The sequence below is a fragment of the Nocardia sp. NPDC057272 genome (assembly GCF_042668615.1).
GTDB lineage: Bacteria > Actinomycetota > Actinomycetes > Mycobacteriales > Mycobacteriaceae > Nocardia.
In genome coordinates this window covers 103995-126639 of sequence record NZ_JBHUYK010000004.1, presented here as the reverse complement: position 1 = coordinate 126639, position 22645 = coordinate 103995, and the positions used below count along the sequence as shown (strand labels likewise).

Below are 22645 nucleotides of genomic sequence, written 5' to 3'. Positions count from 1 at the left end.
ATGAACCATTTACGGCGGTGAGCATCGGAGAAATTTTTGCAGGGGATTGCTGACGACCGCTGCCGGAATGGGAGATGATGTAGTGGTGAGTACCGAAAGCATGTCGGCGAACGTTCGCCCCAAGCGCCGCAACGGACCCCGACTACCGCCGGACGAGCGTAGAACGCAGCTGCTCGACGCCGCGCTCCGTGTCGTCGGGGATGCCGGGCTCGCGAACTTGACAATGCAAGCAGTCGCCAAGGAAGCCGGCGTGGCAAAACCGGTGCTCTATGCGATGTATCCCACCGCACCGGAGCTGGTGGCGCACCTGCTGCACCGGGAACATTCACGCGGAATGGGGCAGGTCTTCGCGGCTATGCCGCGTGACCTGCACGAATCTGACCCTGATCGCGAGTACGTCGCGGCGGTGATGGCCTTTCTCGAATCTGTCGCCGCGGCTCCGACCCGCTGGCGTCTGATCCTGCTGCACAGCGACGGTGCGCCGTCCGACTATCGCGAATTGCTCGGCGCTGCCCGCGACAAGCTCCTCGATCAGTGTGTCGAGCTGTTGGCCGCCGGTTTCGCTGTACGCGGCGGCCCGCATGAGGCCGACATCGAACTGATCGCCCACGTCATGCTCGGATTCACCGAAGTGCTGGGACGGATGGTGTTGTCGGATCCGCAACGCTTTCCGCCCGAAAGGTTGCGCCCCACCGTCCGATCCATGGTCCGGACCTTGCCCAACGAGCCGGGCGCCGCAACTGCTGGGATGGAGAGAACGGTGTTCGGCCCAGCGGGGCTGCATATCGACAACTGATGGCACGATCCGCTCACCGCATACGGTGAGCGGATCGTGCCGGTCGCTTACCGGAGATCGATATCGGCAATAATCAACACAGGCCAGGCGATCACCTCGCCGATGGTGGAGAACAACCGGTCGAGTCCGTGCAATTCGCCCAAATGGCTGTCGTGGGTGATCAACCAGATCACACCGATCACAAAATAGGGGACCCCACCGGCGATTGCCAGATACACCATCTGACGGATGCTGATCTTTCGTTCCATGAGCTTTGTCAACATTCTTGCTCTCTATTCTGTTCAGGCGATGTCGCCGAGGATCTGCTGCGACTCGATGAGCCCCTCGTCCGAAGGGGGTAAACCTTCGCCCAAAACGCGGTTGCGTTGTTTCTGGCGGAGTGCGTGATGGGCTTGCGAAGGGATGTCGTATCCATATGTTTTCTGTGCCTGCCGGGGTGTCATCGTCACCGGGTTCTTCGGCACTACTCCGAGCAGCACAGGCGCCGCTACCGGTACCGTGGTGGGGGAGATCAATTGCAGTAGCAGCAATTGCAGCCGGGTGTTCAAGCTGACCAACGTCATCGCCGCGCTCAGCCAGGGGATCACGAGGAGGTCCAGCGCCCGCCCGGTCGGCAACCCGGCCATTTCCCGCATCCAGCGCGGCATCGTGGCCAAAGTTCCGCGCCGAAGGAACGCCGCGACCAATTTGAACAGTGGTCGAAGCACGAGGGGCATCGGTGGCAGCATCACTTCGGCGTCGAGGAGATGATTCATCGCCTTCTTGGCGATATCGGATCCGATGAGTTGTGGCCGCATACGTTCGAAGTACTGCGCGATACCCTCGCGGGTACGGGGAACATCGGCAGGGTCGCAGGTTTGGAGCTCGGCGGCGCGGGCGCATTCGTGCCAGTACTGCGATTCTTCGTCCGGGCTGAGTCGCCCGGGTCCGAACCTCTCGTAGGCGACCAGCAAGGAATGCCACGCGGTGAGGTGGATCCACAGCTGTGACTGCGGATCATTTGCGTCGTAGTACCCGCCGGTCACTGGATCGATTCCCACGGCCTTGGAATGGATCTTGACCAGGATGTCGGCCACGCTCGCCGTCGACCGACTGTCGGCGAACATCACCATCGCGAAGTATCGCAACGTGCGGTCGTAGCGAGTGCGGGGCCGGCTGTAGATCGCACTCGTGGTGTCCACCGCCGCGATCAACGCGGGGTCGAGTTCCTCGATGACGACCGCACGCTGGAAACCGATGGTCAGCCCGGTCGGATAACTCCATACTCGCCACGCGACGGAATCGGGTCCGAAGAACCCGTAGTCCTCGGCGGGCGCCACCTCCGGTAGCGACAACCATGTGCGTAATGCTGCCATGCGCTTCTCCCCAAAATATCTGCTGTCGGGTCGATGTGACGATCCGTGTTGTTAATTACTACGCGTGTGTAGATATTGAGTAAGATATTAGCAGTGCCTATCCGGAACCGCTACGGCTATCGCGGTATTGCGGCCGGAATCCGAACGAAAGAAAATGCCCGATGAATTGCGCGCCCCACTATTCTCGAGGCGTGCTAGGAACGGACAGTGCGTACCGCGCGGGCGAGCAACCACACGCAGGTCGCGAGCCCTACCGCCGCACAGGTCAGTAGGAGCGCGGCAGTTACGGCGTAGGCGGCCCAGACGGGCAGCAGCTGTTCGAGCCCGCGGACCAGAGCCACCAGGGCGAATACTCCACCGAGAGTGGAGGTCACGGCCGCTATGGTCACAGCGAGCCCGGCCGCGACAGCGAGTCGCAGCCGTCCTGCGAGCGCGGTCGCGAGACGGGTGGCCCGGCGTCGGCCTCGGCGCGCGGCGGAGCTGTGCAGCGCGCCGACCAGCAGCGATTCGGAGTTGGTGTGGGGGAACGTAGTCTGGTCGGTCATCGGGCATCCTGCCGATCAGTGGGAAAGTGACGGGGTGCTGACCTCGCTGACCAACCAGCGGTCGGCGTCCTTGCGTAGCGACATGCTCACCGAGAGTTGTCCGGGAGCCGGGGCGCCCTTGGTGCCGAGGCTGGTAATGGTCTGATTGATGACGGCCACCGCCCGTGCGGTGGTCTCGTCGGCTGACTCGATGGCGCAACTGACATTGCCGACGGTGGAGACCACCTGCCCCTGTGTGAGTACGTCGCGTAGATCCCTGCTGGTGGCGTCGAACTCGGTCTTCCATTCACCGGTGGCGCCCGCCAGCACCGCGGCGAAATAGGTGTCCAGATCCTTGGCGTCGTAGCGAGCCAGAGTCGGGGCGTAGGCGCACGCGGCCTGGTGCGCGGCGTCGCGCGCCTGCTCGCGGGACCGGATCCGGTGGTTGTCCACGGCGAGAAGGCTCGCAGTGACCACGGCGATGATGGTGATCACGACCGCCGCTGGAATCGTGATGCGGCGCAGTGGGAGTCGTGTCACCGCGATCGCGGATTCGGCGGTTTCCGTCCTGGCGTCGTCGGATTCGGCGTGCGGGGGTTCGAGTTCGGTGCTCATCGGTGTCTCCTGGGTAGGTTCGAGTTAGTTGGCGGGCAACGGAACTGAGAGCTCGTCGCCGGTGACGCCGGGCGGCGGACCTGATCCGTTGTCTGGACCCGCTGGGCGTGGTCCGTTGGCGGATCCGCGGATCTGAAGCTCCGGATGGCTGGTGACGCAGTAGTTGTAGAGGCGGTTACGGCCGTCGGAGACCTGGGCGGGAGAAACCGGGATGGTCTCGTACTCGCAGGTGGGGCGTGGCCAGATGTCGGCCATGGTGTGGAAGGCGTTGTCGTGGGCGGGAATTCCGAGCGCGACCACCCCTGCGCGCAAGGCCGGAAACAGGGCTGACATGGCCGGAGTCCGCAAACGGGCCGCGCGGGTGATGGCGACGAAATTGGTCACCAGGTTCGTGAGCGGATCGCTGGTCTCGGTGAGTACTCCACCGAGGGTGGCGAGCCGACCCGGTCCGAGGTCGAGAAGTTCACGGACCTCGTGATCGGCAGCGTTCATCTGATCGAACAGCGCGCTCGACCCGCGCACGAGGGTGGTGAGGTCGGGTTGGGCGTGCGAGGTGGTGTCGGCGATGACCCGCAGATTGCGAATCAGCTCTGTGGTCTGCGGGAGCAGCCCGGTGAGTCCGGTCATCGCCTGGCTCAGACCGCTGATCACATTCCGCAGCACCTCGGGGCCGCCGGCGAGGGCACGGTCGAGTTCGTCGACGATCACGGTGAGCCGATCCGGGTTCATGCCGGCGATCAGTGCGCCGGTGTTGTCCAAGAACGAGTTGATCGTCACCGGCGTGCTCACCTGATCGGCGGGCACGGTCGCCCCGGCCGCGAGGTAGGGGCCCTCGTGGCCGGTCGGCCGAAAGTCCAGATACTGCTCGCCCGCGGCGGACAGGCGCCCCACCGCGATCGGCGTGCCGAGGGGGATTCTCGTCGAACTGTCGATCTCGACGTCGGCGAGGATGCCCGTGCTGTTGAGCGTGATGGCGCGAACCTTGCCTACCCGCACGCCGCGTACGGTGACGTTGCTGTGCGGCAGCAACCCGCCGGAGCTGTTCAGCTGGACCTGCACCGTGTAGGTCGTACGCAGTGGTCGTACTCCGACGACGTCGACGGCGATGTAGCCGGCTCCGATGACCAGCATCCCGACCATGCCGAGCATGGCCCCGAGGGTGCGGTGGCCGTACGCCCAGCGTGCCAGCCGGACGATGAGGGTGGCGGCGCGCCCGATCATCGGTGCCCTCCCTGGAGCCGGCCGAGGACCCTGGCCAGCACCTGGGCCAGACTGCCGATGAACGCGGTGGCATCTGTGCCGTCGGGCAATCTGCTGCCCTGCGCATCGGAGAGGGCACCGATATCCAGATACGAGATCCGCGCCGCGACTGCGAGACTCGAGCCCTCCATGGTCGCCCGAACCGTCGGGCTCAAGGTGTTGAGCCGATCCAGGGTGGTGCCCAGATTGTCGCCCATCCGAGTGAATCCGGTCATCAGGCCCTGCACGCTGTCGAAGAGGCTGAGAAACTCGGGACCGGTAGTCGATGTGAAGTCGCCGAGCGCTGCGGTCACAGTGGACACCTTGGTGGTGAGATCGGTGATGGAACGATTGTTTTCGGCGATCACCGCGATCAGATCAGGGAAGGTGTCGGCGGCCTGTCCGAGTTCGGCCTTGCGGGCGCGCAGCGTCGCGGTGAGTCCGTCGAGCCCGTGCAGGACCGAATCTATTTGCCCTGTCCGCTGATTCAATGCGCTGAGGGCCGCGGTGAGTTCGGTCAGCAGGTGCGACAGCTGCGGCCCGCGTCCGCCGACGATCGCGTTCAATTCCGAGGTGATGCGAGCGACTTGGTTCATCGCACCGCCGTCGAGCAGCATCGACATGGCCGTCATGAGCTCCTCCACCGAGGCACCCGCCGAGGTGTGTTCGCGGTCGATGACATCGCCGTCGGCGAGCAGCGGCGTGCCGGGACGGTGCTCGGGCAGAATGATCGCAACGTGAATGTCGCCCAACGGGGTCGGCTGTCGCAGTTCGGTTCGGGTGCCTCGGGGTAGCGAGATATCGCGGCTCACCTCCAGCTCGACATCGGCGAGGAAGTTCGTCGTATCGATACCGGTGACGACCCCGACATCGGTGCCGCCGATCTTGACTCGGGCTCGCTCGGGCAGGTTGAGGGCGTCGTCGAATACCGCGCGCAACCGGTAGGTCGGCCCGTCGACGCCGGGGCGGGGCAGCGGGACATTGTCGACGGTCACCGTGCACGAACTGATGCTGAGCGCGGTCAGTGCGGTGACGGTGAATTGGGTGGTCCGTTTCATTCGGTGAGTCCCAGCAGTGCGGCGGTCAGACCGAAGTCCGGACCGAAGTCCATCAGTTTTCCCGTTCGGCAGCCGTCGGCGCGCAACGCCAGCCGCGAACACAGCAACGACAGAGTTTCGTTGTCGAGCAACGATTTGTCGGTCAGCAGATGCAGTCGTAGGACCCGCTGTTCGGTGTTGACCGCGCGGGCAAAGTTGTCGCCCAGCAGCGGTGTCACGTCGACGATCTCGGTGAGGCCGCGTGCGTTGTCGCGCATCTGGCCGGTAATGGTGACCAGACGGTTCACCGCGTCGGTGAGTGGTGCACGGTTCTCGTCCAGCACCGTGGAGGTGTTGGCGATGAAGTCGTTCACCTGGGTGAGTACCGCGGCCAAGCCTGGAGCCTGTTCGCCGAGCAGGGCGACGAGCTCGGTCAGTCGCCCGCTGAAATCTCGGACGGTTCGGTCGTTTCCGGCGATCATCGTGGTCAGGTCGTTGAGTTCGATGATGGTGCGCGAGATCTGGTCACGATTGGCCAGCGACACCTCGAGCGTGGTAGCGAGCGCGGCGAGTGTCTCGCGAATTCGGTCGCCGTTGCCGTCGAGCATCGGGAACAGCACCCGGCTGGCCATCGGGCCGTTCGCGTTGTCGCCCTTCAACGCTTCACCGAGTTGTTCGAAATTGCGCAGGATGCGATCGAGTTCGACAGGGGTTCTGGTGCGGGCCAGCGGAATGTGAGCGCCGTCGGTGAGGGTTGGCCCCTCTCCGGTGTAGGTGGGGGTCAATTCGACGTGGCGGTTGGTGATGAGCTGCGGGGAGACCAGTGCCGCCATCACGTCGGCCGGCAGTTCGATACCCGGCTCGATGGTCATCATGACCTCGACGAACGCACCCTTGGGTTCGATGGCGTCAACCCGGCCGACCGGGACTCCGAGGACCGCGACGTCGTTGCCGACGAACAGGCCCGCGGCGCCTTCGAAGTCGGCGGAGAGGTGAATGGCATCGGGTCGCAGGGATACCGGGATCGAGGAGCAGCCCGCGCCGATGCCGGTGATGATCACCAGTGCGAAACACTGGAGCAATCTGCGCATCATTTGCACCCTTCTACCGCGTTCGCCAGGCACAGCCAGTTGTCCGGGAACAGCCACGGCATATAGATGTCGCCGTAGGGCCCCTGCGCGAACGAGTTGTTGAATTGGCGCACGGCCACCGGCATCACCTGATACAAGGCGTCGAGGTGTTCGCGGTTCTTCTCGAGACCCTGCGACATCGTGTTCAGGTTCTGGATGAGCGGGCCCAGCCTGCCGCCGTCGTCGATGCCCATGTCCTGCAGGATCTTCGAGGCGGCCGCGATATTGTCGAGCAGTTCCCTGATCAAGTCGCGACGCTTGACGACGGCGTCGCCGATCGCTTCGCCCCTGGTCAGCAGGACCAGCACGCTGTTCTGGTTGTCGGAGATCAATCCCGACACCTGATCCATGCTGCCGAGCAGCTGGTCGACCTCGTCACGCCGGGACGCGATCACTCCGGCCAATGCGCCGACGCTGTCGAGCGCCTGGGCGGTGAGCTGCGGTGAATCACCGAGCTGAGTGCTGACCGCGTCCAGGCTCGCGCGCAGCGCGTTCGGATCGAGCCGTTCGAGGTGCTCGAAGGAATTGCGGTACTTCGGATCGTTGACGACCTTGGCGAGGTTGTAGGGAACAGTGGTGGCCGTCAACGGGATTCGGCTACCAGGCGGCTCGCCGTCGCTGCCGGGATCGAGTTCGACGTGCATCTTGCCGAGGATGGTCGACATCTTGATCGCCGCTTTCGCGTCGTGCCCCACGCTGAGGTCGGGCCGCACACTCATCGTGACCAGGACACGGTCCCGTTCGAGCCGCACCGAGGTGACTGTGCCGACTTCGATCCCGGCCACGTCCACACTGTTGCCGGTTCGCAGTCCTGCCGCCTGGGCGAACTCCGCGTGGATGGTGTCCTCGGCGAGATGTACTCGGGAAAGCACCCCCGATCCGACGACCAGCACCAGCACAGTGACACCTGCCGCGATGCCGAGGGCGAAGTTTCGGTTGCGGAACGCATCGCCCAAAGTCGTGCGGACAAGGGAGAACAGGAACTTGATCATCGGCAGACCTCCGAGTGCGCGTTGCCGCCGACCTGTGAGAACACGTCGCGGGGGAAGATCACGCCCCACAACGAGATGTCCAGGCTGCAGACATAGGTGTTGACGTAGGTGCCGTTGCCGCTGATCCTGGCCAGTCCGGAAAGTATCAGGGGCAGTTCGATCGCTGACCGGTCCAGGCGCTCCCCGTTCGACAGCAACAATTCGACCCCTTGGCCGGCCTGCTGTTGTGCCTGGGCCATTCCCGGCGCGACCTCGGCGATCAGGTCGGTGAGTTTCGTTGTGGACTCGGCGATCCCGGTGACGGCGCCCTGCAGCACCGCGCCCTGTTCGTACAGGCCGCTCACCAGGGCGCGGGACTGGGTGATCAGGGTCTCCAGCTCGCCGCTGCGATGAGCCAAGCTCGCGATGACGTCGCTGAGATTGCTGATCACCGCGCCCAGGATCTCGTCGCGTTCGGAGAAGGTCGTGGCCAGTGCGGCGGCCTGGGTGATCAAGGCCGACAGCGACACACCGTCGCCCTGGAGCGCCTGCACCAGGGTTTCCGACAGCGAATTCACCTCGTCGGGTTGGAGCAGGCTGAACAGCGGCTCGAACCCCGACAGCATCGTCGAGACATCGAACGATGATTCGGTGCGCTCGAGGGGAATCGAACCGCCGGCGGGCAGGGGTTCACCCACCGAGTCACCCAGCGCCAGTGCGACGTAGCGCTGGCCGATCAGATTCTGATACCGGATCAGTGCTTTCGTGGTGGTGCTCAGGTGCTGCCGGGACTGCACAGACAGGGTCACTTCGGCGTGCCGCCGGTCGACCAGTTCGATCGCGTCGACCCGGCCCACGCGCACCCCGGCGATCCGCACGTCGTCTCCTGTGCGCAAGCCGAGTACATCGGTGAAGGTCGCATTGTAGCGGTGAGTGTCACCGGGAACTGAGCGTTGCAGGGTCGACCAGATCGTGTATGTCGCGATCAGGGCGAGCACGACAAAGACTGTGAGGCCGAAATAGACAGTGCGCGAGCGCATCTCAGTTGGCTCCTGTCCGAGCAGGCTCTGCGGTCACGGTTGCGCCGGTGAGTGCGGCGCCGAGCAGCAGCAGCTGGGAGGTGTTCGGGCGGGTGCCCAGGAAGGCCGCCACCGCGGCCGGGCCGGTCAGCGCGATCGGTCCTGCTTGGGGAACAGTCTGTTGCGGAGTGGAACGCGCGGGGAGGGTGATGCCGGGAATGACCAAGCCTGGTAGGGACAGCCCGGGAATATTCGGCAACGACGGAATACCTGGCAGGGCGGGCAGGCCAGGCAGGGTAGGTACGGGACTCGGGCCCGCGGCGGACAACCAGCCGGGTATCAGCTGCGTCGGATACGACTGTGGTGCGGGCGAATCCGGGACGCTGGCGGTGCCGCAGCGTGGACCGGCCTGGCCGCCGTAGTGCGGGCAGTCGGCCGCTGTGTACTGGCGGAACGGAGTGAACGAGACAGTGACATCCCATTGCATCTGTTTGCTGGACCCCCAATTGAAAACGGTGGCAAGGCGACTCAACGATTCGCCGAGCCCGATAACGGTGTCGCTCAGTGCGGAAGGATCTGCCGCGAGCGCACCGAATGTCTCGTCCAGTCCGACCACCAGCTCCTTTCCCGCATCCGGGTTCCGGGCGAAGAGGGCTTGGGTCGCGTCGGTGGCGGTTCCCGCCGAAGTCAGCAGTTCGATCACCTGGGCCCGGCGCTCGGTAATAGTGCGCGCCGTCTGTACTGATCTGCCCAGGGCGTCGGCCAGTTCGGGCGCCGATTGATTGACTGCCGCGGTAGCCGCGCCGAGATCGCCGAGCAGGTCGCCGACCCCTGGTAGTGCGCGGACCTCGGTGATCCATTGGTCCAGGCGTTCGATCGTCGAACCGGGGAGCCGGGCGTCGCCATCGAGCGCCTCGGCCAGGGTGGCCAGCACACGAGCGAGTTTGGCGGGCTGGATGCGGTCGAGAACATCGCGCAGGGTGGTCAGCGTTGTCTGCAAGGCAACGGTGGCGCGGCTGTGATCCTGTTCGATCACCGCGTTCGGCCGCAATGATGTCGCGGCCGAACCGTTGTCCACGAGCTCGATCCCGGTGACACCGAAGATGTTGGCCGGGACGACGCGCGCGGTTACCGACGCCGGAATCGCAGCCGCGGCATCGGGTTTCAGCTCGAGTTCCACGCGCTGGCGCAAGCCCTGCTCGGCGATCTCCACCGCCGAGACCGCACCGACCAGCAGTCCGCGAAAGCGCACATCGGCGCGGGCAGGTAGCCCGTCACCCGTGCTCGTCATGAGCGCGGTCACCGGCACGGTGTCTTCGAAGTGCCCCGCATAACGCAGCCCGAGCAAGGCGACGACGCCTGACAGGCTCATCGTCATGGCCACCCCGGCCAGATTGAGTCGTCCGCGCGACCAGCCGCGCCCACTGGGATCCGGATACATGCCGGCCCTCCTATCCCGATATCCGGATGCCGGAGTCCACGCCCCAGATCGCAAGTGTGAGAAGCAGATTGAGAAAGACGACGACAATGATCGTCATCTTGATAGCTCTACCGGCGGCGACCCCGACACCCTCCGGGCCGCCCGCGGCGATATAGCCGAAATGACACTGGATGAAGGTGGCGACGAGCACGAACGCGACCGCCTTGACTACCGAATAGACGATGTCGCCCGGGTCGAGAAACTGATGGAAATAGTGGTCGTAGGTACCGATTCCGTTGCCACTCAGGAAGAGTGCGGTGATCTTGGTGGACAGGTAGGCACTGGCCATGCCGATGCTGTAGAGCGGCAGAATCGCGACGGCCGCGGCGAGCATGCGGGTGGTGATCAGATAGGGGAGTGGCCGGATCGCCATCGACTCGAGTGCGTCGATCTCCTCGGCGATCCGCATCGATCCGATCTGGGCGGTGAACCGGCATCCGGCCTGCGCCGCGAAGGCGATCGTGGTGAGCAGTGGCGCCAGCTCGCGGGTGGTGGCGAAGCCGGAGATCGCGCCGGTGAGCGGGCTCATCGTGAGCAGATCCAGCGCGGTATGCGATTCCATGCCGACGGTGATGCCGCCGAATCCGCACAGGATCAGCACGACGCCGACGGTGCCGCCGCCGACGATCAGCGCGCCGTTGCCCCAGGTGACATCGACGATCAGCCGGGCCAGCTCTTTGCGGTAGTGCCGCAGAACGAACGGGATCGCCAGCAACGCTTCGATGAAGACGACGCCCTGATGTCCCAGTCTCGCGTTCGCCTCGGTGAGCGGGTCGGTCGCGGCCTTGACGGCGCGAAACGGGCGCAGCACTGGTGGCAGATAGTTCGACATCTCAGACCACCTTGGACGGGAACAGAGTGTTGTAGATCTGGGTCAGCGCGATATTGGCCGCGAACAGCACGATCGCCGAGCTGACCACCGCGGAGTTCACCGAGTTGGCGACGCCGCCCGGGCCGCCTTTGGTGTTCAGGCCGCAGTCGCACGCGATGATCGCGGTGAGCGCGCCGAACACGGCGGCCTTCACCAGCGCGACCACCAGATCGCTCGCGACCGCGAACGAGGCGAAGGTGCTGATGTACGAGCCCGGTGTGCCGTCCTGGACGAAGATGTTGAACATGTAGCCGGTGGCGAATCCGACGAACACCACGAACCCGCAGAGCAGAATGCTCACCAGCACCGCGGCGAGCAGCCGCGGAGCGACCAGCCTGCGCACCGGATCCACTCCCATCACCCGCATCGCGTCGATCTCCTCGCGGATGGTCCGCGACCCCAGATCGGCGCAGACCGACGAGCCGACCGCGCCGGCGATCATCAGGCAGGTGACCAGTGGAGCTCCCTGGCGGATGATGCCGAGGCCGTTGACCGCGCCGATGAAGGTGGTTGCGCCGACCTGGCTGACCAGTGATCCGATCTGGATCGAGACAATGGCGGCGATCGGGATGGCGACAAGCAGCGTTGGAGTGACTGAGACACCGGCCATAAATGAGGCTTGGCGAAGAAATTCCGTCAGTGGAAAGCGGCGTCGGACTACGGAACGCACTAACTCGGCCATGGCTTGCCACGCCATGGTGACCTGTCGACCCGCCGTCTCCACCGACTGTCGCGGATGATCGCGCCACCAGTCGAGGCAGAAGCTGACTAGGAGTTCGAAATCGGTTTGTGCAGTTATCTTGTTGGCTATCAACGTCATGACGATCACCCCGTGTTCAATGCCGGTCGCCGAGTTGCTCGACCGAACCTGACCTCTGATCTACACGGATGGATACCTCATATCTACGCACCCGTAGTCAGCTGTCTGGGACTGTAGCAAGGAGTTGCGTCGCACGTCGTCGATTGGTGCATGATCGGTCGATAGGTGCGCCAGATGGTCGCAGGTTGGTATTTTGTCGCCTGGTCGGTCCCACCATCTGTCTGGGTCAGTGCTGGGGTCGACCAACATGCTGTACTGCAACGCTCCTGATCGCCACACGTCCGAACCCGGAAGACGTCTTGGTTGCACGTCGCGGCGAAGTGGGCGAACGTCGTCGGCGGCCGATCGGGCACCGGACGACGAGCGGTTCCTGCAATTCCTGCCGACGAGCGAACTGACCGCGAGCCCGTTGAGCCCGGGCACGGCTCCCACCTCTGCCCATCGCCGCCTACGCCACGCTGGCCTCGGGATCACCCCGCTGTTGCTCGCGGGTCCCGGTCCCGTGGCTGCGAGTACTACCGCGACGAAGCAGCCGCCGACACCTCAGATCACGCGCAGCCCGAAGAATTGGCGATAGCCTCGGAGTATGACTGATAACGATCGGCCTGCCGAGAGGCATCGGCGGCCCGCCGGCGTCAACTCTTCGACAGTGGCAGCGGTCGGCAAGCTGTCGGAGGCGTTGGAGACGACCGAACGTGCTCGCGGGCACCTGTACAGCTTCCACCAGCTCACCGGTGGTGCCGATCTCGCTCTCGGTGAGGCGGTCGACATGTTGCGCGCCGCGGGTCATCATCAGCTTGCCGAGAAGCTGGCCGCCGAGCTGGTCGGCCGCAACGTGCTGCCCGACCGGTGGACGTTCCAGATCGTGGAGGAATACGACGAGGGCTACTACGCGCAGTTCCGACAGATCGAGCGCGAGATCCGCGACGAACTCGTCGACGGCCGCACGCATGTGTATGAGGCGGAGATGAAAGAAGCCCGCCGCTCCCATGGTCGTCCTGGGCACGAGGCCGGACCAGGCAGCTAGTCCGGAGTTTCTCCGTGCCAGCGGTACGCGGCCTGGTCGTAACTTTTCCGGTTTGGTATTTGCGCGGGTTTGCGAACCCCGTCGAGTACCACCGCCGTCCTAGAAGAAGGCACCGCACTCGCCCGGTCGCCGAGGCTGCCGCGCCGAGACGTCAATCGTCGAGAACTGTGCGCGCTGTGGTCGCGCCGGTGACCAGTTGATGAGCGATATCGGATAGGCGTGTGCTTCGTCGACGCCCGTAGTTGCGTAGGGCTTGGAATGCCTGGTCCATATCAAGGTTTCCCGCATGTGCGAGTACACCTTTGGCCTGTTCGATGGTGATGCGATTGGTCAGCGCGACTTGTAGTTGCTCGGTCAGTACCTCGCCGCGATGGATCGCTCGTTCTTGCAGGATCCCGATCGTCGCAGTATCGGCAAGTGCTTGAGCTGTCCGAAGGTCTTGTGCGGGCATGGGCCCCGGTTCGCGGCCGAAGAGATTCAGCGCGCCGATGGTCTCGCGGCGCAGTCGCATCGGTAGCGCGTGTACGGCGACGAAACCTTCGTCGAGAGCTCGGGGGACGAACAGCGGCCAGCGGTCTGCTGCGGTGCGGAGATCGGTGACCGAGACCGGTTCGCCGCCGTGTACGCAATCCCAACACGGACCTTCGCTGGTCTGGAGTTGGTACAGCTCGAGCATGCGGGTCTGTTCGGTCGAGGAGGCGAGCACTTGCAGATTTCCCCGTTGGTCGGACAACACGATTCCGGCGGCGGCGGCATCGAGCAGACGAACACAGTGGGAAACGAGCTCGTAGAGCACATCCACGATGTCGTAGTCGTCCACCAGTGTGTCCGCCATTTGGACAAACGCGTCCAGAAGGCTGGCTTCTCGTTCCCTGGTCGACAGCGGCGCCTCGGGCATAGCGTTGTCTCCTTCCTCCAGTGTCAAAGGTAATCCCCGACTCGCGGTTGCGCGGCTGCGGTCATCGACGTGCTTCGGGCTCACGGCTGCTCCAGGTCGGCGGGGGTCAATCGGCGGGCGACCAGATCATCGGCGACTTCGTCGACCAAACGTCCGGTCGTGAAGGAGTAACCACGTAATCGCGCGAGTGCGTGTGCCGCGGAGATACCGAATTCCGCGATGAGCATCCCCGTTGCTTGATGCACCTGGCCGCGACTGGAAGGCAGGTCGGTCCACCACGGTTGATCCATTACGTTCGTCTGCATCTCCAGCACAGCCAACATCACGATATCCACCGTCTGCAGCGCGATCGCGACCTGGGCTGCGGACAGCCAGCCAGGTCGCTCGCGGTAGAGATCCATCGCGCCGAGGCTGATCGCACCACTGATCAAAGGAAACGCGAAGATGGCGCCGACCGGTTCGTTGATCATTTCCGTGGCGAAGATCGGCCAGGCCGTGCCGGCAGCGTGCAGGTCCGCCACCAGTACCGGGCGATGGGTCTGGAAGGCTTCGAAGCACGGACCTTCCCCGAGACTGAACTGCACCGCATCGATCCGGGTAACCACTTCGTCACTGGCGTACAGGGTTTCACGAATATCGGCATCGGCCATCAGCGATATCGAAGCACCGTCGACCGGCAGCAAGTCCACACACATCCTGCCCAGTCGTGCTACCGCGTCCAAGCCGTCGCGGCTGCTGTCCAGCGTGGACAGGAGGGCCGCGCGAGCTTCGAGAACCGAGTCCTGTTCAGTCAACGACCGTCGCCGCCCCAGGCGGCATATCAACGGCACCCACTGCCACGTCCACGATGTGCATCGGTTGCCGCGATTCTCTGAGTAACGCATGGAACTGGTGGCGTACAAGGTACACGTCTCGGACGGAAGCAACGACAGACGGGTTTCACTCGGGTGACGGTTACGGACTACGAGAGCGGTCAGCACAGCACCCGGTTTCGGGGTACCCCCAGGCGTCGCCTTGAACCTACCGTCGCGCCGTCGAAGGCTGTAGAGTTCGAGGTAGATGCACGATGTCGCTCAAAATCGTGCTCAGCAAAGATTTGCTGTCCTTGACCCTGGCAGTCGAACGCAAACACGCGACGACCGAAGGTGTCAGCATGGGCAACAGATGGCTTGCTATCGAGCAACTGGACAGCCACACTTCCGCGGCCGAACCGGTATCGGTAACCGGACAGCAGCTGCCGCCGCAGCGTCACGCCGCCGGCTCGATCGACGAACATCGGCCTCACCCGAGAGCATCGAAACCCGCTGTCGCACCGGCTTCGCGACAACATCGTGGTAGCGACAGCTACGACAACATCGAACCGATACTCGAACAGCTGGCCCATCTCGGAACCCAGGATCCCCGCCGACCGATGTTGCGCGAGAACATCATCGGAAGATGCCTGCCACTGGCCGACCACATCGCCAGGAAGTTCGCCGGTCGTGGGGAAACCTTTGACGACCTCCAACAGATCGCTCGCCTGGGGCTGCTTCGGGCGATCGACCGCTTCGACCCCACTTACGGCGCGGGCTTCGTGGCGTTCGCGGTGCCGACGATCATGGGTGAGGTTCGCCGCCACTTCCGCGACCGCAGCTGGGCGGTACGGGTACCGAGGCGGATGAAGGAGATTCAGCAGCTTCTCGGCCCCGCGACCGACGCCTTGACTCATGAGTTGGGCCGCACACCCAAAGCGCGTGAAATCGCCGAGGAACTCGGTATCGATCTGCTCGAGGTAACGCAGGCGTTGATCGCGCGCAATGCCTACCATACGGCGCCGATCGATGCGCCTACCAAGAACGAAAACGACGGCACATCACATTCATTGCTCGACTTCCTCGGCGCCGAGGACCCCGAATACCGCCACGTCGAGGACTTCTTGGCCGTCCGGCCGTTGATCGCCGCACTGCCCGCGCAAGAACGCCAGGTGTTGCATTTGCGGTTCTTTCGATTCCGATCCCAAGAGCAGATAGCCCAACATCTCGGTGTCTCTCAGATGCAGGTCTCACGCATTCTGTCCAGAACTCTGAACACTTTGCGAGAGAGCGCATTACGCGACTGAAGCTGCCCGATATCGCCTGGGTGCAGGCGTGAGCGCCTGTTCGGAGTAGCCCGCGTCGATCACCCATGCGGTCGTTCCGACTAGCTTTGGGCCCCTTCCCCGACCGCATAGGTGAGGAACGGGTGGATGGTCTTGCCCGCGAGTGCGCCGGTGGCGTCGAGAAACGTCTGGATGCTCATCGGCGCGCGCGTGTTCCACACCGGGCTGTCCTGTCGTAGCCGGAGAGGTCGGGCAGGTCACCGGAGATCTTCGGGTGTGCGCCTTCCTGCTGTTCCAGCTGATTGCCCGCCGACGCGTGATCCGCTGCGTAGGTAGCTGTGTCGGCTCGGGCGCGTTCGCGGTGGGCGATCGGCGGGGGACGCCGTTGCCGCGGTGACCCCCCGGCGGTGACCCGCGGGGATCCCGGATCATCGGGTGATGACGTACCCGTCGTCTGGTCGGTGGTCACGGGAGCGGCGCAAGTCGGCGACGGCGAATGTGCGTTGTACCCAGCGGTCCGTGCCGTCGTAGCGAGGTCGGAAGGCGGTGCGGCCGTGGACAGTGACCCGATTGTCGATAATGGCCAGGTCGCCCGGAGTGAGCACCGTGGTGCGGGCGACAGCATCGCAAGCTCGGCCGAATTCGATCAGCGCCGCCTCGGCGCGCGGCGTCAGCGCGGTGGTCGCGATCGTGGCCATCCTGATGTCGGGATCGTCGACCGCACCCGACAACAATGGTTGCGGTGGGCGCACGGCGTTGTCGGTCGGGAACGACGGCGGCGGCGCGGTGACGAATTCTGGTGCGAACAGCGTTTCCCGGGCCGCTCGGCTGAGCAAGGGCAGCGCTTGACGCAGACAAGCGGTCCGCAGACCTGCGATCCGGTCGTGGTCGCCGCGGAGGCACAGCAGCAGCACGTAGTCGGGTTCGTGCAGGTGGAAGGCGTTCTCGTTGTGGAAGGTCAGCAACACCGAACCGGCGTTTCCAGAGAAGGATTCCCTGCCCCGCACGGGTACGACGTCCTGGACGAGGGCGCCGGCCTTCTCAGCCAGATACGCGGTCGGGTCGCCGAGCCCGCAGGCGATCATGGTGAGGACGGCAGCGGAGACGACTGCCGCACGCTGCACGGAATCCGCTGTCGACGGAGTATCGGGCAGTCTCATCTGGTCGACCGGCAGGCCGTGGATGACCAACGATCCGCGCAGTCCGGAGTGCCGCCGGAACTGCCGAACGCCGCGCCGCAGCGACAGCGGTAGCGCATCCCAGGAGTCCCGGGCGCGCGCGACCCAGGTCGGGTCGTCCACCCGGTCCTGCTCGCCTCCGCACAGTGCCTGAGCGAGGTGGTCGATCTCCGTGGTCTCCGTCGGGGGCAACTCCAGGTCTGCGATATCGACGGTCTCCGCGATTTCATGCATCGACGCTCTCCGTTCAGTACGTCAGTAGCAGGGCAATTGTTCGTCTGCTCAGCCATTCCGCAGGGCTGACACGGCGTTGGCGATGTAGTGATCGCCGAACCGGATCAGCGGTGCGTACTGGGCGGCCCGCCGATGGCGCATCAACCGGAGCTCGCCGACGGCGTTGTCCGGGCCGGTGGGCAACTGCGCGATGGAACGGCGAAGGCGCACCATCGAATAGGCGAGCGTGACGTGACGTTCGCTGTCGACGAGGTCGGCTTCGAGCAGGGCGTCACGGGCGGCGGCGAGCTCGGGATCGCGGGCAGCGAGCGCATCGTAGGAATCCGGAACCACGGTGAGTAGATCCTTCATCGCGCTGCGGAAAGTCTTGTAGCCGCGATGCTGTCGGCCACTCAACGGGGTCGACACCTCCGGGGGCTGCATGCTGGGGCGAACCGCGGCCATGTAGTAGTCCACCGGGATCGTGCTGGCGTGGATCATCGCCGCTGGGAAGCCACGCACATACGTGGTCGCGTGTTCGAGCCGCTCCAGTGCGGCGTCGGCCGCGCCGTGGCGGAGGTGGTGGGCGGCATCGGTCACCGCGACCGCCGCGCAGATATTGAACAGGACGTGGACCTGGTGCCCGACGAGCCACCGCGCCGTCCACTCGCTCTCCGACGAAATATTCTCAGCCACAACGGGAACGGGGGACTGCTCGGTCACCTCGTCGGTCTCCGCGGCGCCGGTCAGGTCTAGCACAGCCTGTCGCATCCCCGCGACTTCCACCGCCAAGTCCGCACCCGACAGCGGGGCCCTGCACAGGTCCGCCACACCGCGATGGATGACCAGAACACCGTGCAGCGCCGCCTGTTGATCGGACAACTCCACCTCACGGACCCGGAAGAACGACTGGCTCACCGACTCCGCGGGCAGGTCCTCACCAACGATCGGCGGGGCCTGCGAGGTCAGAGCCTCGACCAGTTCGCCGACAGCGGCTGCCCCTTGCCGCAACGCTGCGGTGCGCTCGACCGGACCGGAATGGGTCGGTACCTGTGCCAGCACGGCCGCGGCCCGCGTCGCCGCGGACCGGACCACAGCGCTCAGGCACGCGATGGTTCCCCCCTCGGGCACCCTCCGGAACACAGCTACTGGCGGGCGCTGGATGACAACCGGGGTATCCATCTGTCGAGAATATCCGCGGTCTTACCCGTTCGGTCAGCATTCGAAGAACTGAATCATGTTGACTCTAAGTATGTTTCGACTCGCACAGTCGCGACTGGCGGCGATCACCCCGGCTTGATCGCCGCCGACGCCGCGCACCCATTACGCCACGACCCCCGACACCACGACCCCCGACACCACGACCCGCACCTACTCCGAAGCATGGGAGGCTTTCATACCTTTTGCGGCACAGTGAATCTGGCGTCGCTCCCGGCGGACCCGGTCGCCGTCGAGCGGTATATCGCTCTCGGCGCCGTGCGCAAGGACCTCTCGGCGTCGACGTCGGCGGTGCGGATCGCCGCGATCGCTGGTTCACACCTTGTCGGCGCTACCCACCGGCCTCACACCGAATTCCGCAATATCTCACCCGGGACATGATCGACAACTGTTGCGGCGCAATGTTTGAATCATGAGTGCGGGGTAGTCGACATAGTGGTGCAGCGTTGCGCCTCCCTGACGTCGACATCGAAGGAAGACTTCATGAGCACACGCAACACCGCTACGACCCTGCTCGCGCAACTGCGCGTTATCCGCGAGTTGACGGAGACCGAAATCCGAATCGCCGAGACTCGAATCGCACAGGCTCGCACTGAGGCTGTACGCCGCGAACTGGCTGAGAACGCCCACAACGCCCGCGCCCGCGCGGAAGCCATCGAGGCCGCGATCCGTGAGCTGGGTGGCGCGCCGGAGCGGATCGGCCCGTTCATCGGAAGGGCTGCCGCCGCGGTCAAGGCGATCGGCGAACAGGCCCAACCGTTCGACGAAGCTTTGCTCGGAGACCTCGTCCTCGAACATCAGCTGCTCGACCGTGCCCGTTACGTCAAAGCACTCGCGACCACCGTTCAGAACGCCGATGTAGTAGCAGTGGCGCAGCGGTTGATCACCGCCCATACGGCCACCGTCACATGGTTGACGACCGTACTCGCCGAGGACGCGCTCGGCGGACCTGCGGCTTTGCGCCGAACACCGATTCAGGCGGTTACGGGGACCGCGGTGAAGCTGATCAATGTCCCTGTTACGTGGTCTGCTCGCAGCATCGACCGCGCGTTGGACACATTCCGTGCTGCTCCGCCCGCGCTGGGCGAGTTGCTCGCCAGGGGTGCGCACGCGGGCGATGTCGCCGTGAAGACGCTCGCGGCCTCGCGCGATGCTGTTCTCGAAACCACTGAGCAGGTCTCGCGGCGTGAAGGCGCGGATTCCACCGCCGAGGCAATGCATTCACTGCGCACCACCACCGGCCTTCTCGATCCCAGAGAGCTGCCCGTCAGTGGCTATGACGACTTGAATGTCGCCCAGGCGGTGGCAGCGATCAAGGAACTCGCCGATCCCGCCGCAGTCCGGACGATCCTCGCCTACGAGGAGGCGCACAAGGCGCGGCAGGGTGTCGTTTCGGCCGCGCAGAGCCGTATCTCGACGATCGCCCGAGAAGTGAGTGGTCTGAACTGAGAAGTCCCCTGACAGCCACCGTCGGTGCCGACGACAGCTGTGGCGCCGACGGGCGGTTGAGCCGTCGGACTGCCACGGCGGGAGGCATTGGTCCGCAGCGGCCACGTCCTCGGCGGCCCCGACGGCGCGGCGCAGTCCGGCTTTCCGCACCCGGCCGCCGTAGCGGCCGGTGAACCCCTGAGGTGCGGCCCCGGCCCACCGACATCGAGCACCGGCGTGAGCCGAGCATCGGTCGTCCGCCCCGACGCCGATCAGAGGCGGCCTGGTGATTCGCCGGGGCGGCACTCGATGATGTAGCGATCGCTCGAAGACCAGGTCAGCCGGTATTCGCAGCCCGCGCCACGGCAGATTGCTCTATCGGGTTACATCATCATGGGCATCCCCGGGAACATACGGTTCCACCAGTCGCGCACCATGGTCATGATCTGGTCGCAGGTCATCATCGCGCTCATCTCCTTCGACAGCGGTATCCCCGACCTGTAGAGGCAAATACCCCAACAACGGGAAGCGAATCCGGGTTTCCCGCTGAAAACGCCCGGATTCTCGCAGTAAGTACGCAATGCTGAGCTGGTATGGAAACCGGCAGGTGGTTCGAGCCGGGAGGTGTCTCACTTCGACTCTCGACGATATCGGCGAGGTCGAACACCACATCACCAGCTGATAGGAATCCGCCGCCTGCTGCCGGCGCTGGGCTGGGTGGTGCGCGTCGATGGCAGGTGCCGCTACTGTGCGGTCCCATGGCGAATCAAGGCCACCGACACCGGCACCAAGGTTGCACGGCGGCAGGTGATCGCCGCCGCGGTGATCGACGTTCTCGCTGAACAGGGTCTGGCTGACTCAATGCGCGGTGGACGCCGCCGCCGGATTCGGCAGCGGCGCGGTGAACTATCACGCCCCCACCCGGGCGCACCTGGTCCGTTTGGCGCTGGACGAGCTGTTCGCCCGCGACGGGGTCGTCGCCGCCACTCATTTCGCCGACCTGATCAGCACCCCGCAGATTCCCATGGCGACCCAGTGAAGTTCTTCCGGATTCAGTGATCTAGGAATTCGGCATCGCGTAAGGCTGATACGGAACCCTGTCGACAACGGTCACGATGTTGACGATCTTGTTCCTGTCGACCACGAGACGGTCCGCACCTCGACAGCGTAGACGAGCAGGTGATGTGAGGTCGTAAATGAGCACTGCTGTGGTGTCATTCCCGCAGGATGCGACCAGCGTCGCCCCTCGTATCGCGGGCAGGCACTGCGAGATGAACTGCCGGTACGCCCTCGAGCCGCTTACACGCCTGCCTTGTGTGTCGCAGACGATGTCATCAGCGACATAGCTCATGGCTTTGCTGAGGTTGCCGGCGGTCAACGCGGTGAAGTAGTGCAGGGCTGTCTGCACCGCGGCGGTGGACTCGGGCATGACTACTCCTTCAGGCAACGAACGCATCAGGGATCGCGCGGCAATGGCAGCGTGGGGCACCAAAGGCGCGCCCCTCGGCACGTCCCGCCGAGGCTCTTGGGTGCTCCGCACCGGGGGACGGGGCACAGCGGATAGTGGCCGAGTTGCAGACCGTGTTGCATCGTCTCGCTGTATCGGATCGACCATCGGAATCACGTGGTCCTTTCGTTCATCGCTATCTCGGTCGACGAAACGGTTCCACTATCGAACGCGAAGCGCGGAAAGTCCTGTGGCAGAGCGACATCAGTGACAGTGCATCGAACGTGTAGGTGAATGGATCAGGTTGTCGACGAATCGTCGGCCGTGGCCGACAAGCGTCATCGCCTCGCGTGTCGAACGCCTGAGACCTCTCAACATCTGTTGAGGATAGTCGGAGTATTGCTCGCGCAACCTGCCCAAACCGTGTTCGGTGAGATGGCACAAAATTCGGAGGCCGAGTTGGTGTACCCCCAAGTGGCACGCCATCGACAGTTCCAACTCGAGAACGGTTACGCGGTAGCGGCCAAATCCCATGCACAACAGCCGATTACGAATCGGGGACCTGCGATCGGGCATACGCGTGGGGATCTGGGCCGAAAAATCGACACCGAACACGTCGCCGCTCGAACGCCTTTGAGGTGGACGGTCCGATCGGCCGAGTAGATCGACTTGTCTCGCCCGAAGCCGGGGCTGAATCTCCCGAACCGCTTTACAGGACCCTCACTGCGACCTGATGCCGAGCCTGTGTGGCCGATTCCAGCCTCCACGGGAGCGCCGCGCATGCGCAACGCGAGGCCTGTTTCCAGGGGCACTCGTCGAGGTGCTCAACGGACTTAGTTGGCTTGTTCTGGGTCACGCCGATCAACCGTGGATTGACGCGGCTCGGGCGTGCGTCATCGCGGTGTCCTGCTTCTCTGGTAGGCAGTCTCCCGGCGTCGGCAACGGCTAGCAGTGGCGGATCTGGGCCGCGATCTTCGTCGTGGTCAGCTTGAGGCGTAGTGGGCTGACGACAATTCTGTGGCAACGGTGGTCAGGTCCGGGTCTTAGGCCGGACCCGACCTGTTTTGTCGGGTCGATCCCCGCGGCCACCCCCGCCTTTTCGGGGGTGGTCCTACGGGGTTCGTCAACCTGAGCGGGGACCTGGTTGATCGGGTCCTAGGCCCTCGGTGAGGATGGTCCGATGTCGGGTGTGAGGTTCGTGCGGCGCGTCGATGGGTTGTCCTACGAGTTCGTCCGCAACGGGGATGCGCATGGCTTCCCCTCGTATAGGCGGGTCGACCTCGATATTTGGTGTCGCCGACT

At 64.5% G+C, this 22645-nt stretch carries 22 protein-coding genes; 5 read left to right on the top strand and 17 right to left on the bottom strand.

Translation table 11 applies throughout. The features are described 5' to 3' along the window. The first annotated feature begins 67 nt into the window (after window positions 1–67). Complete coding sequence (locus ACFULV_RS07820) at window positions 68–796, top strand: TetR/AcrR family transcriptional regulator (RefSeq protein ID WP_378654338.1); 729 nt, start codon at window positions 68–70, stop codon at window positions 794–796. A 47-nt stretch (window positions 797–843) separates the two neighbouring features. Here the strand turns inward: ACFULV_RS07820 and ACFULV_RS07815 are convergent, their stop codons facing one another. From ACFULV_RS07815 to ACFULV_RS07760, 12 genes are all read right to left on the bottom strand, one after another. Further along, on the bottom strand, window positions 844–1044 hold the full coding sequence (locus ACFULV_RS07815; RefSeq protein ID WP_378654335.1) for a hypothetical protein: 201 nt from the start codon (window positions 1042–1044) through the stop codon (window positions 844–846). 33 nt (window positions 1045–1077) lie between these two features. Then, complete coding sequence (locus ACFULV_RS07810; protein WP_378654332.1) at window positions 1078–2151, bottom strand: oxygenase MpaB family protein; 1074 nt, start codon at window positions 2149–2151, stop codon at window positions 1078–1080. Between the two features lie 194 nt (window positions 2152–2345). Further along, the gene (locus tag ACFULV_RS07805) at window positions 2346–2696 is read right to left on the bottom strand and encodes a hypothetical protein (RefSeq protein ID WP_378654330.1); all 351 of its coding nucleotides are present in this window, start codon (window positions 2694–2696) and stop codon (window positions 2346–2348) included. A gap of 15 nt (window positions 2697–2711) precedes the next feature. Then, on the bottom strand, window positions 2712–3290 hold the full coding sequence (locus ACFULV_RS07800) for a hypothetical protein (protein ID WP_378654327.1): 579 nt from the start codon (window positions 3288–3290) through the stop codon (window positions 2712–2714). 24 nt (window positions 3291–3314) lie between these two features. Further along, window positions 3315–4511 (bottom strand): MCE family protein, encoded by a 1197-nt coding sequence (locus ACFULV_RS07795; RefSeq protein ID WP_378654324.1) that lies wholly within the window; start codon window positions 4509–4511, stop codon window positions 3315–3317. Further along, complete coding sequence (locus ACFULV_RS07790) at window positions 4508–5587, bottom strand: MCE family protein (RefSeq protein ID WP_378654321.1); 1080 nt, start codon at window positions 5585–5587, stop codon at window positions 4508–4510. Before ACFULV_RS07790 ends, ACFULV_RS07795 begins: the two co-directional genes overlap by 4 nt. Then, the gene (locus ACFULV_RS07785; protein WP_378654318.1) at window positions 5584–6660 is read right to left on the bottom strand and encodes an MCE family protein; all 1077 of its coding nucleotides are present in this window, start codon (window positions 6658–6660) and stop codon (window positions 5584–5586) included. The genes ACFULV_RS07790 and ACFULV_RS07785 overlap by 4 nt, the downstream gene beginning before the upstream one ends. Then, entirely contained in the window at window positions 6657–7688 is a 1032-nt protein-coding gene (locus ACFULV_RS07780; protein ID WP_378654315.1) for an MlaD family protein, read from the bottom strand. The genes ACFULV_RS07785 and ACFULV_RS07780 overlap by 4 nt, the downstream gene beginning before the upstream one ends. Beyond that, complete coding sequence (locus tag ACFULV_RS07775) at window positions 7685–8707, bottom strand: MlaD family protein (protein WP_378654313.1); 1023 nt, start codon at window positions 8705–8707, stop codon at window positions 7685–7687. The genes ACFULV_RS07780 and ACFULV_RS07775 overlap by 4 nt, the downstream gene beginning before the upstream one ends. A gap of 1 nt (window position 8708) precedes the next feature. Beyond that, window positions 8709–10127, bottom strand: coding sequence for an MCE family protein (locus ACFULV_RS07770; RefSeq protein ID WP_378654310.1), 1419 nt, complete (start codon window positions 10125–10127; stop codon window positions 8709–8711). A gap of 10 nt (window positions 10128–10137) precedes the next feature. Further along, window positions 10138–10998, bottom strand: coding sequence for an ABC transporter permease (locus ACFULV_RS07765; protein WP_378654307.1), 861 nt, complete (start codon window positions 10996–10998; stop codon window positions 10138–10140). Window position 10999: 1 nt separating this feature from the next. Beyond that, on the bottom strand, window positions 11000–11857 hold the full coding sequence (locus tag ACFULV_RS07760) for an MlaE family ABC transporter permease (protein ID WP_378654304.1): 858 nt from the start codon (window positions 11855–11857) through the stop codon (window positions 11000–11002). Between the two features lie 586 nt (window positions 11858–12443). Here ACFULV_RS07760 and ACFULV_RS07755 point away from each other — a divergent pair. Continuing rightward, complete coding sequence (locus tag ACFULV_RS07755; protein WP_378654301.1) at window positions 12444–12884, top strand: hypothetical protein; 441 nt, start codon at window positions 12444–12446, stop codon at window positions 12882–12884. 151 nt (window positions 12885–13035) lie between these two features. Here the strand turns inward: ACFULV_RS07755 and ACFULV_RS07750 are convergent, their stop codons facing one another. After that, entirely contained in the window at window positions 13036–13866 is an 831-nt protein-coding gene (locus ACFULV_RS07750) for a GAF domain-containing protein (protein ID WP_378654298.1), read from the bottom strand. Then, a complete protein-coding gene (locus ACFULV_RS07745; protein WP_378654295.1) occupies window positions 13863–14471 on the bottom strand; it encodes a GAF and ANTAR domain-containing protein in 609 nt (202 codons plus the stop codon). The genes ACFULV_RS07750 and ACFULV_RS07745 overlap by 4 nt, the downstream gene beginning before the upstream one ends. A 377-nt stretch (window positions 14472–14848) precedes the next feature. Here ACFULV_RS07745 and ACFULV_RS07740 point away from each other — a divergent pair, with 377 nt between their 5' ends. Then, on the top strand, window positions 14849–15880 hold the full coding sequence (locus ACFULV_RS07740; protein ID WP_378654292.1) for an RNA polymerase sigma factor SigF: 1032 nt from the start codon (window positions 14849–14851) through the stop codon (window positions 15878–15880). 407 nt (window positions 15881–16287) lie between these two features. On the opposite strand, the gene ACFULV_RS07735 is transcribed toward ACFULV_RS07740, so the two are convergent. Further along, entirely contained in the window at window positions 16288–17271 is a 984-nt protein-coding gene (locus ACFULV_RS07735) for a TauD/TfdA family dioxygenase (RefSeq protein ID WP_378654289.1), read from the bottom strand. Window positions 17272–17319: 48 nt separating this feature from the next. Next, window positions 17320–18432 carry a hypothetical protein gene (locus ACFULV_RS07730; RefSeq protein ID WP_378654287.1) on the bottom strand — a complete coding sequence of 371 codons (1113 nt, stop codon included), beginning with the start codon at window positions 18430–18432 and terminating at the stop codon, window positions 17320–17322. Between the two features lie 519 nt (window positions 18433–18951). On the opposite strand from ACFULV_RS07730, the gene ACFULV_RS07725 reads away from it, so the two are divergent. Together ACFULV_RS07725 and ACFULV_RS07720 are read left to right on the top strand one after the other, a co-directional pair. Continuing rightward, window positions 18952–19917: a ferritin-like domain-containing protein gene (locus tag ACFULV_RS07725; protein WP_378654284.1), complete on the top strand. Its 966-nt coding sequence runs from the start codon at window positions 18952–18954 to the stop codon at window positions 19915–19917. 847 nt (window positions 19918–20764) lie between these two features. Further along, window positions 20765–20935 (top strand): hypothetical protein, encoded by a 171-nt coding sequence (locus tag ACFULV_RS07720; protein ID WP_378654281.1) that lies wholly within the window; start codon window positions 20765–20767, stop codon window positions 20933–20935. Between the two features lie 21 nt (window positions 20936–20956). Here ACFULV_RS07720 and ACFULV_RS07715 read toward each other — a convergent pair whose 3' ends face one another. Then, on the bottom strand, window positions 20957–21325 hold the full coding sequence (locus ACFULV_RS07715) for a nuclear transport factor 2 family protein (protein WP_378654278.1): 369 nt from the start codon (window positions 21323–21325) through the stop codon (window positions 20957–20959). Window positions 21326–22645: the final 1320 nt, after the last annotated feature.

What these genes read in the sequence shown, in the direction of transcription:
- ACFULV_RS07820 (WP_378654338.1), top strand. Translation starts at nt 68, where the DNA reads ATGGGAGATGATGTAGTGGTGAGTACCGAAAGCATGTCGGCGAACGTT.
- ACFULV_RS07815 (WP_378654335.1), bottom strand. Translation starts at nt 1,044, where the DNA reads ATGGAACGAAAGATCAGCATCCGTCAGATGGTGTATCTGGCAATCGCC.
- ACFULV_RS07810 (WP_378654332.1), bottom strand. Translation starts at nt 2,151, where the DNA reads ATGGCAGCATTACGCACATGGTTGTCGCTACCGGAGGTGGCGCCCGCC.
- ACFULV_RS07805 (WP_378654330.1), bottom strand. Translation starts at nt 2,696, where the DNA reads ATGACCGACCAGACTACGTTCCCCCACACCAACTCCGAATCGCTGCTG.
- ACFULV_RS07800 (WP_378654327.1), bottom strand. Translation starts at nt 3,290, where the DNA reads ATGAGCACCGAACTCGAACCCCCGCACGCCGAATCCGACGACGCCAGG.
- ACFULV_RS07795 (WP_378654324.1), bottom strand. Translation starts at nt 4,511, where the DNA reads ATGATCGGGCGCGCCGCCACCCTCATCGTCCGGCTGGCACGCTGGGCG.
- ACFULV_RS07790 (WP_378654321.1), bottom strand. Translation starts at nt 5,587, where the DNA reads ATGAAACGGACCACCCAATTCACCGTCACCGCACTGACCGCGCTCAGC.
- ACFULV_RS07785 (WP_378654318.1), bottom strand. Translation starts at nt 6,660, where the DNA reads ATGATGCGCAGATTGCTCCAGTGTTTCGCACTGGTGATCATCACCGGC.
- ACFULV_RS07780 (WP_378654315.1), bottom strand. Translation starts at nt 7,688, where the DNA reads ATGATCAAGTTCCTGTTCTCCCTTGTCCGCACGACTTTGGGCGATGCG.
- ACFULV_RS07775 (WP_378654313.1), bottom strand. Translation starts at nt 8,707, where the DNA reads ATGCGCTCGCGCACTGTCTATTTCGGCCTCACAGTCTTTGTCGTGCTC.
- ACFULV_RS07770 (WP_378654310.1), bottom strand. Translation starts at nt 10,127, where the DNA reads ATGTATCCGGATCCCAGTGGGCGCGGCTGGTCGCGCGGACGACTCAAT.
- ACFULV_RS07765 (WP_378654307.1), bottom strand. Translation starts at nt 10,998, where the DNA reads ATGTCGAACTATCTGCCACCAGTGCTGCGCCCGTTTCGCGCCGTCAAG.
- ACFULV_RS07760 (WP_378654304.1), bottom strand. Translation starts at nt 11,857, where the DNA reads ATGACGTTGATAGCCAACAAGATAACTGCACAAACCGATTTCGAACTC.
- ACFULV_RS07755 (WP_378654301.1), top strand. Translation starts at nt 12,444, where the DNA reads ATGACTGATAACGATCGGCCTGCCGAGAGGCATCGGCGGCCCGCCGGC.
- ACFULV_RS07740 (WP_378654292.1), top strand. Translation starts at nt 14,849, where the DNA reads ATGTCGCTCAAAATCGTGCTCAGCAAAGATTTGCTGTCCTTGACCCTG.
- ACFULV_RS07735 (WP_378654289.1), bottom strand. Translation starts at nt 17,271, where the DNA reads ATGCATGAAATCGCGGAGACCGTCGATATCGCAGACCTGGAGTTGCCC.
- ACFULV_RS07730 (WP_378654287.1), bottom strand. Translation starts at nt 18,432, where the DNA reads ATGGATACCCCGGTTGTCATCCAGCGCCCGCCAGTAGCTGTGTTCCGG.
- ACFULV_RS07725 (WP_378654284.1), top strand. Translation starts at nt 18,952, where the DNA reads ATGAGCACACGCAACACCGCTACGACCCTGCTCGCGCAACTGCGCGTT.
- ACFULV_RS07715 (WP_378654278.1), bottom strand. Translation starts at nt 21,325, where the DNA reads ATGCCCGAGTCCACCGCCGCGGTGCAGACAGCCCTGCACTACTTCACC.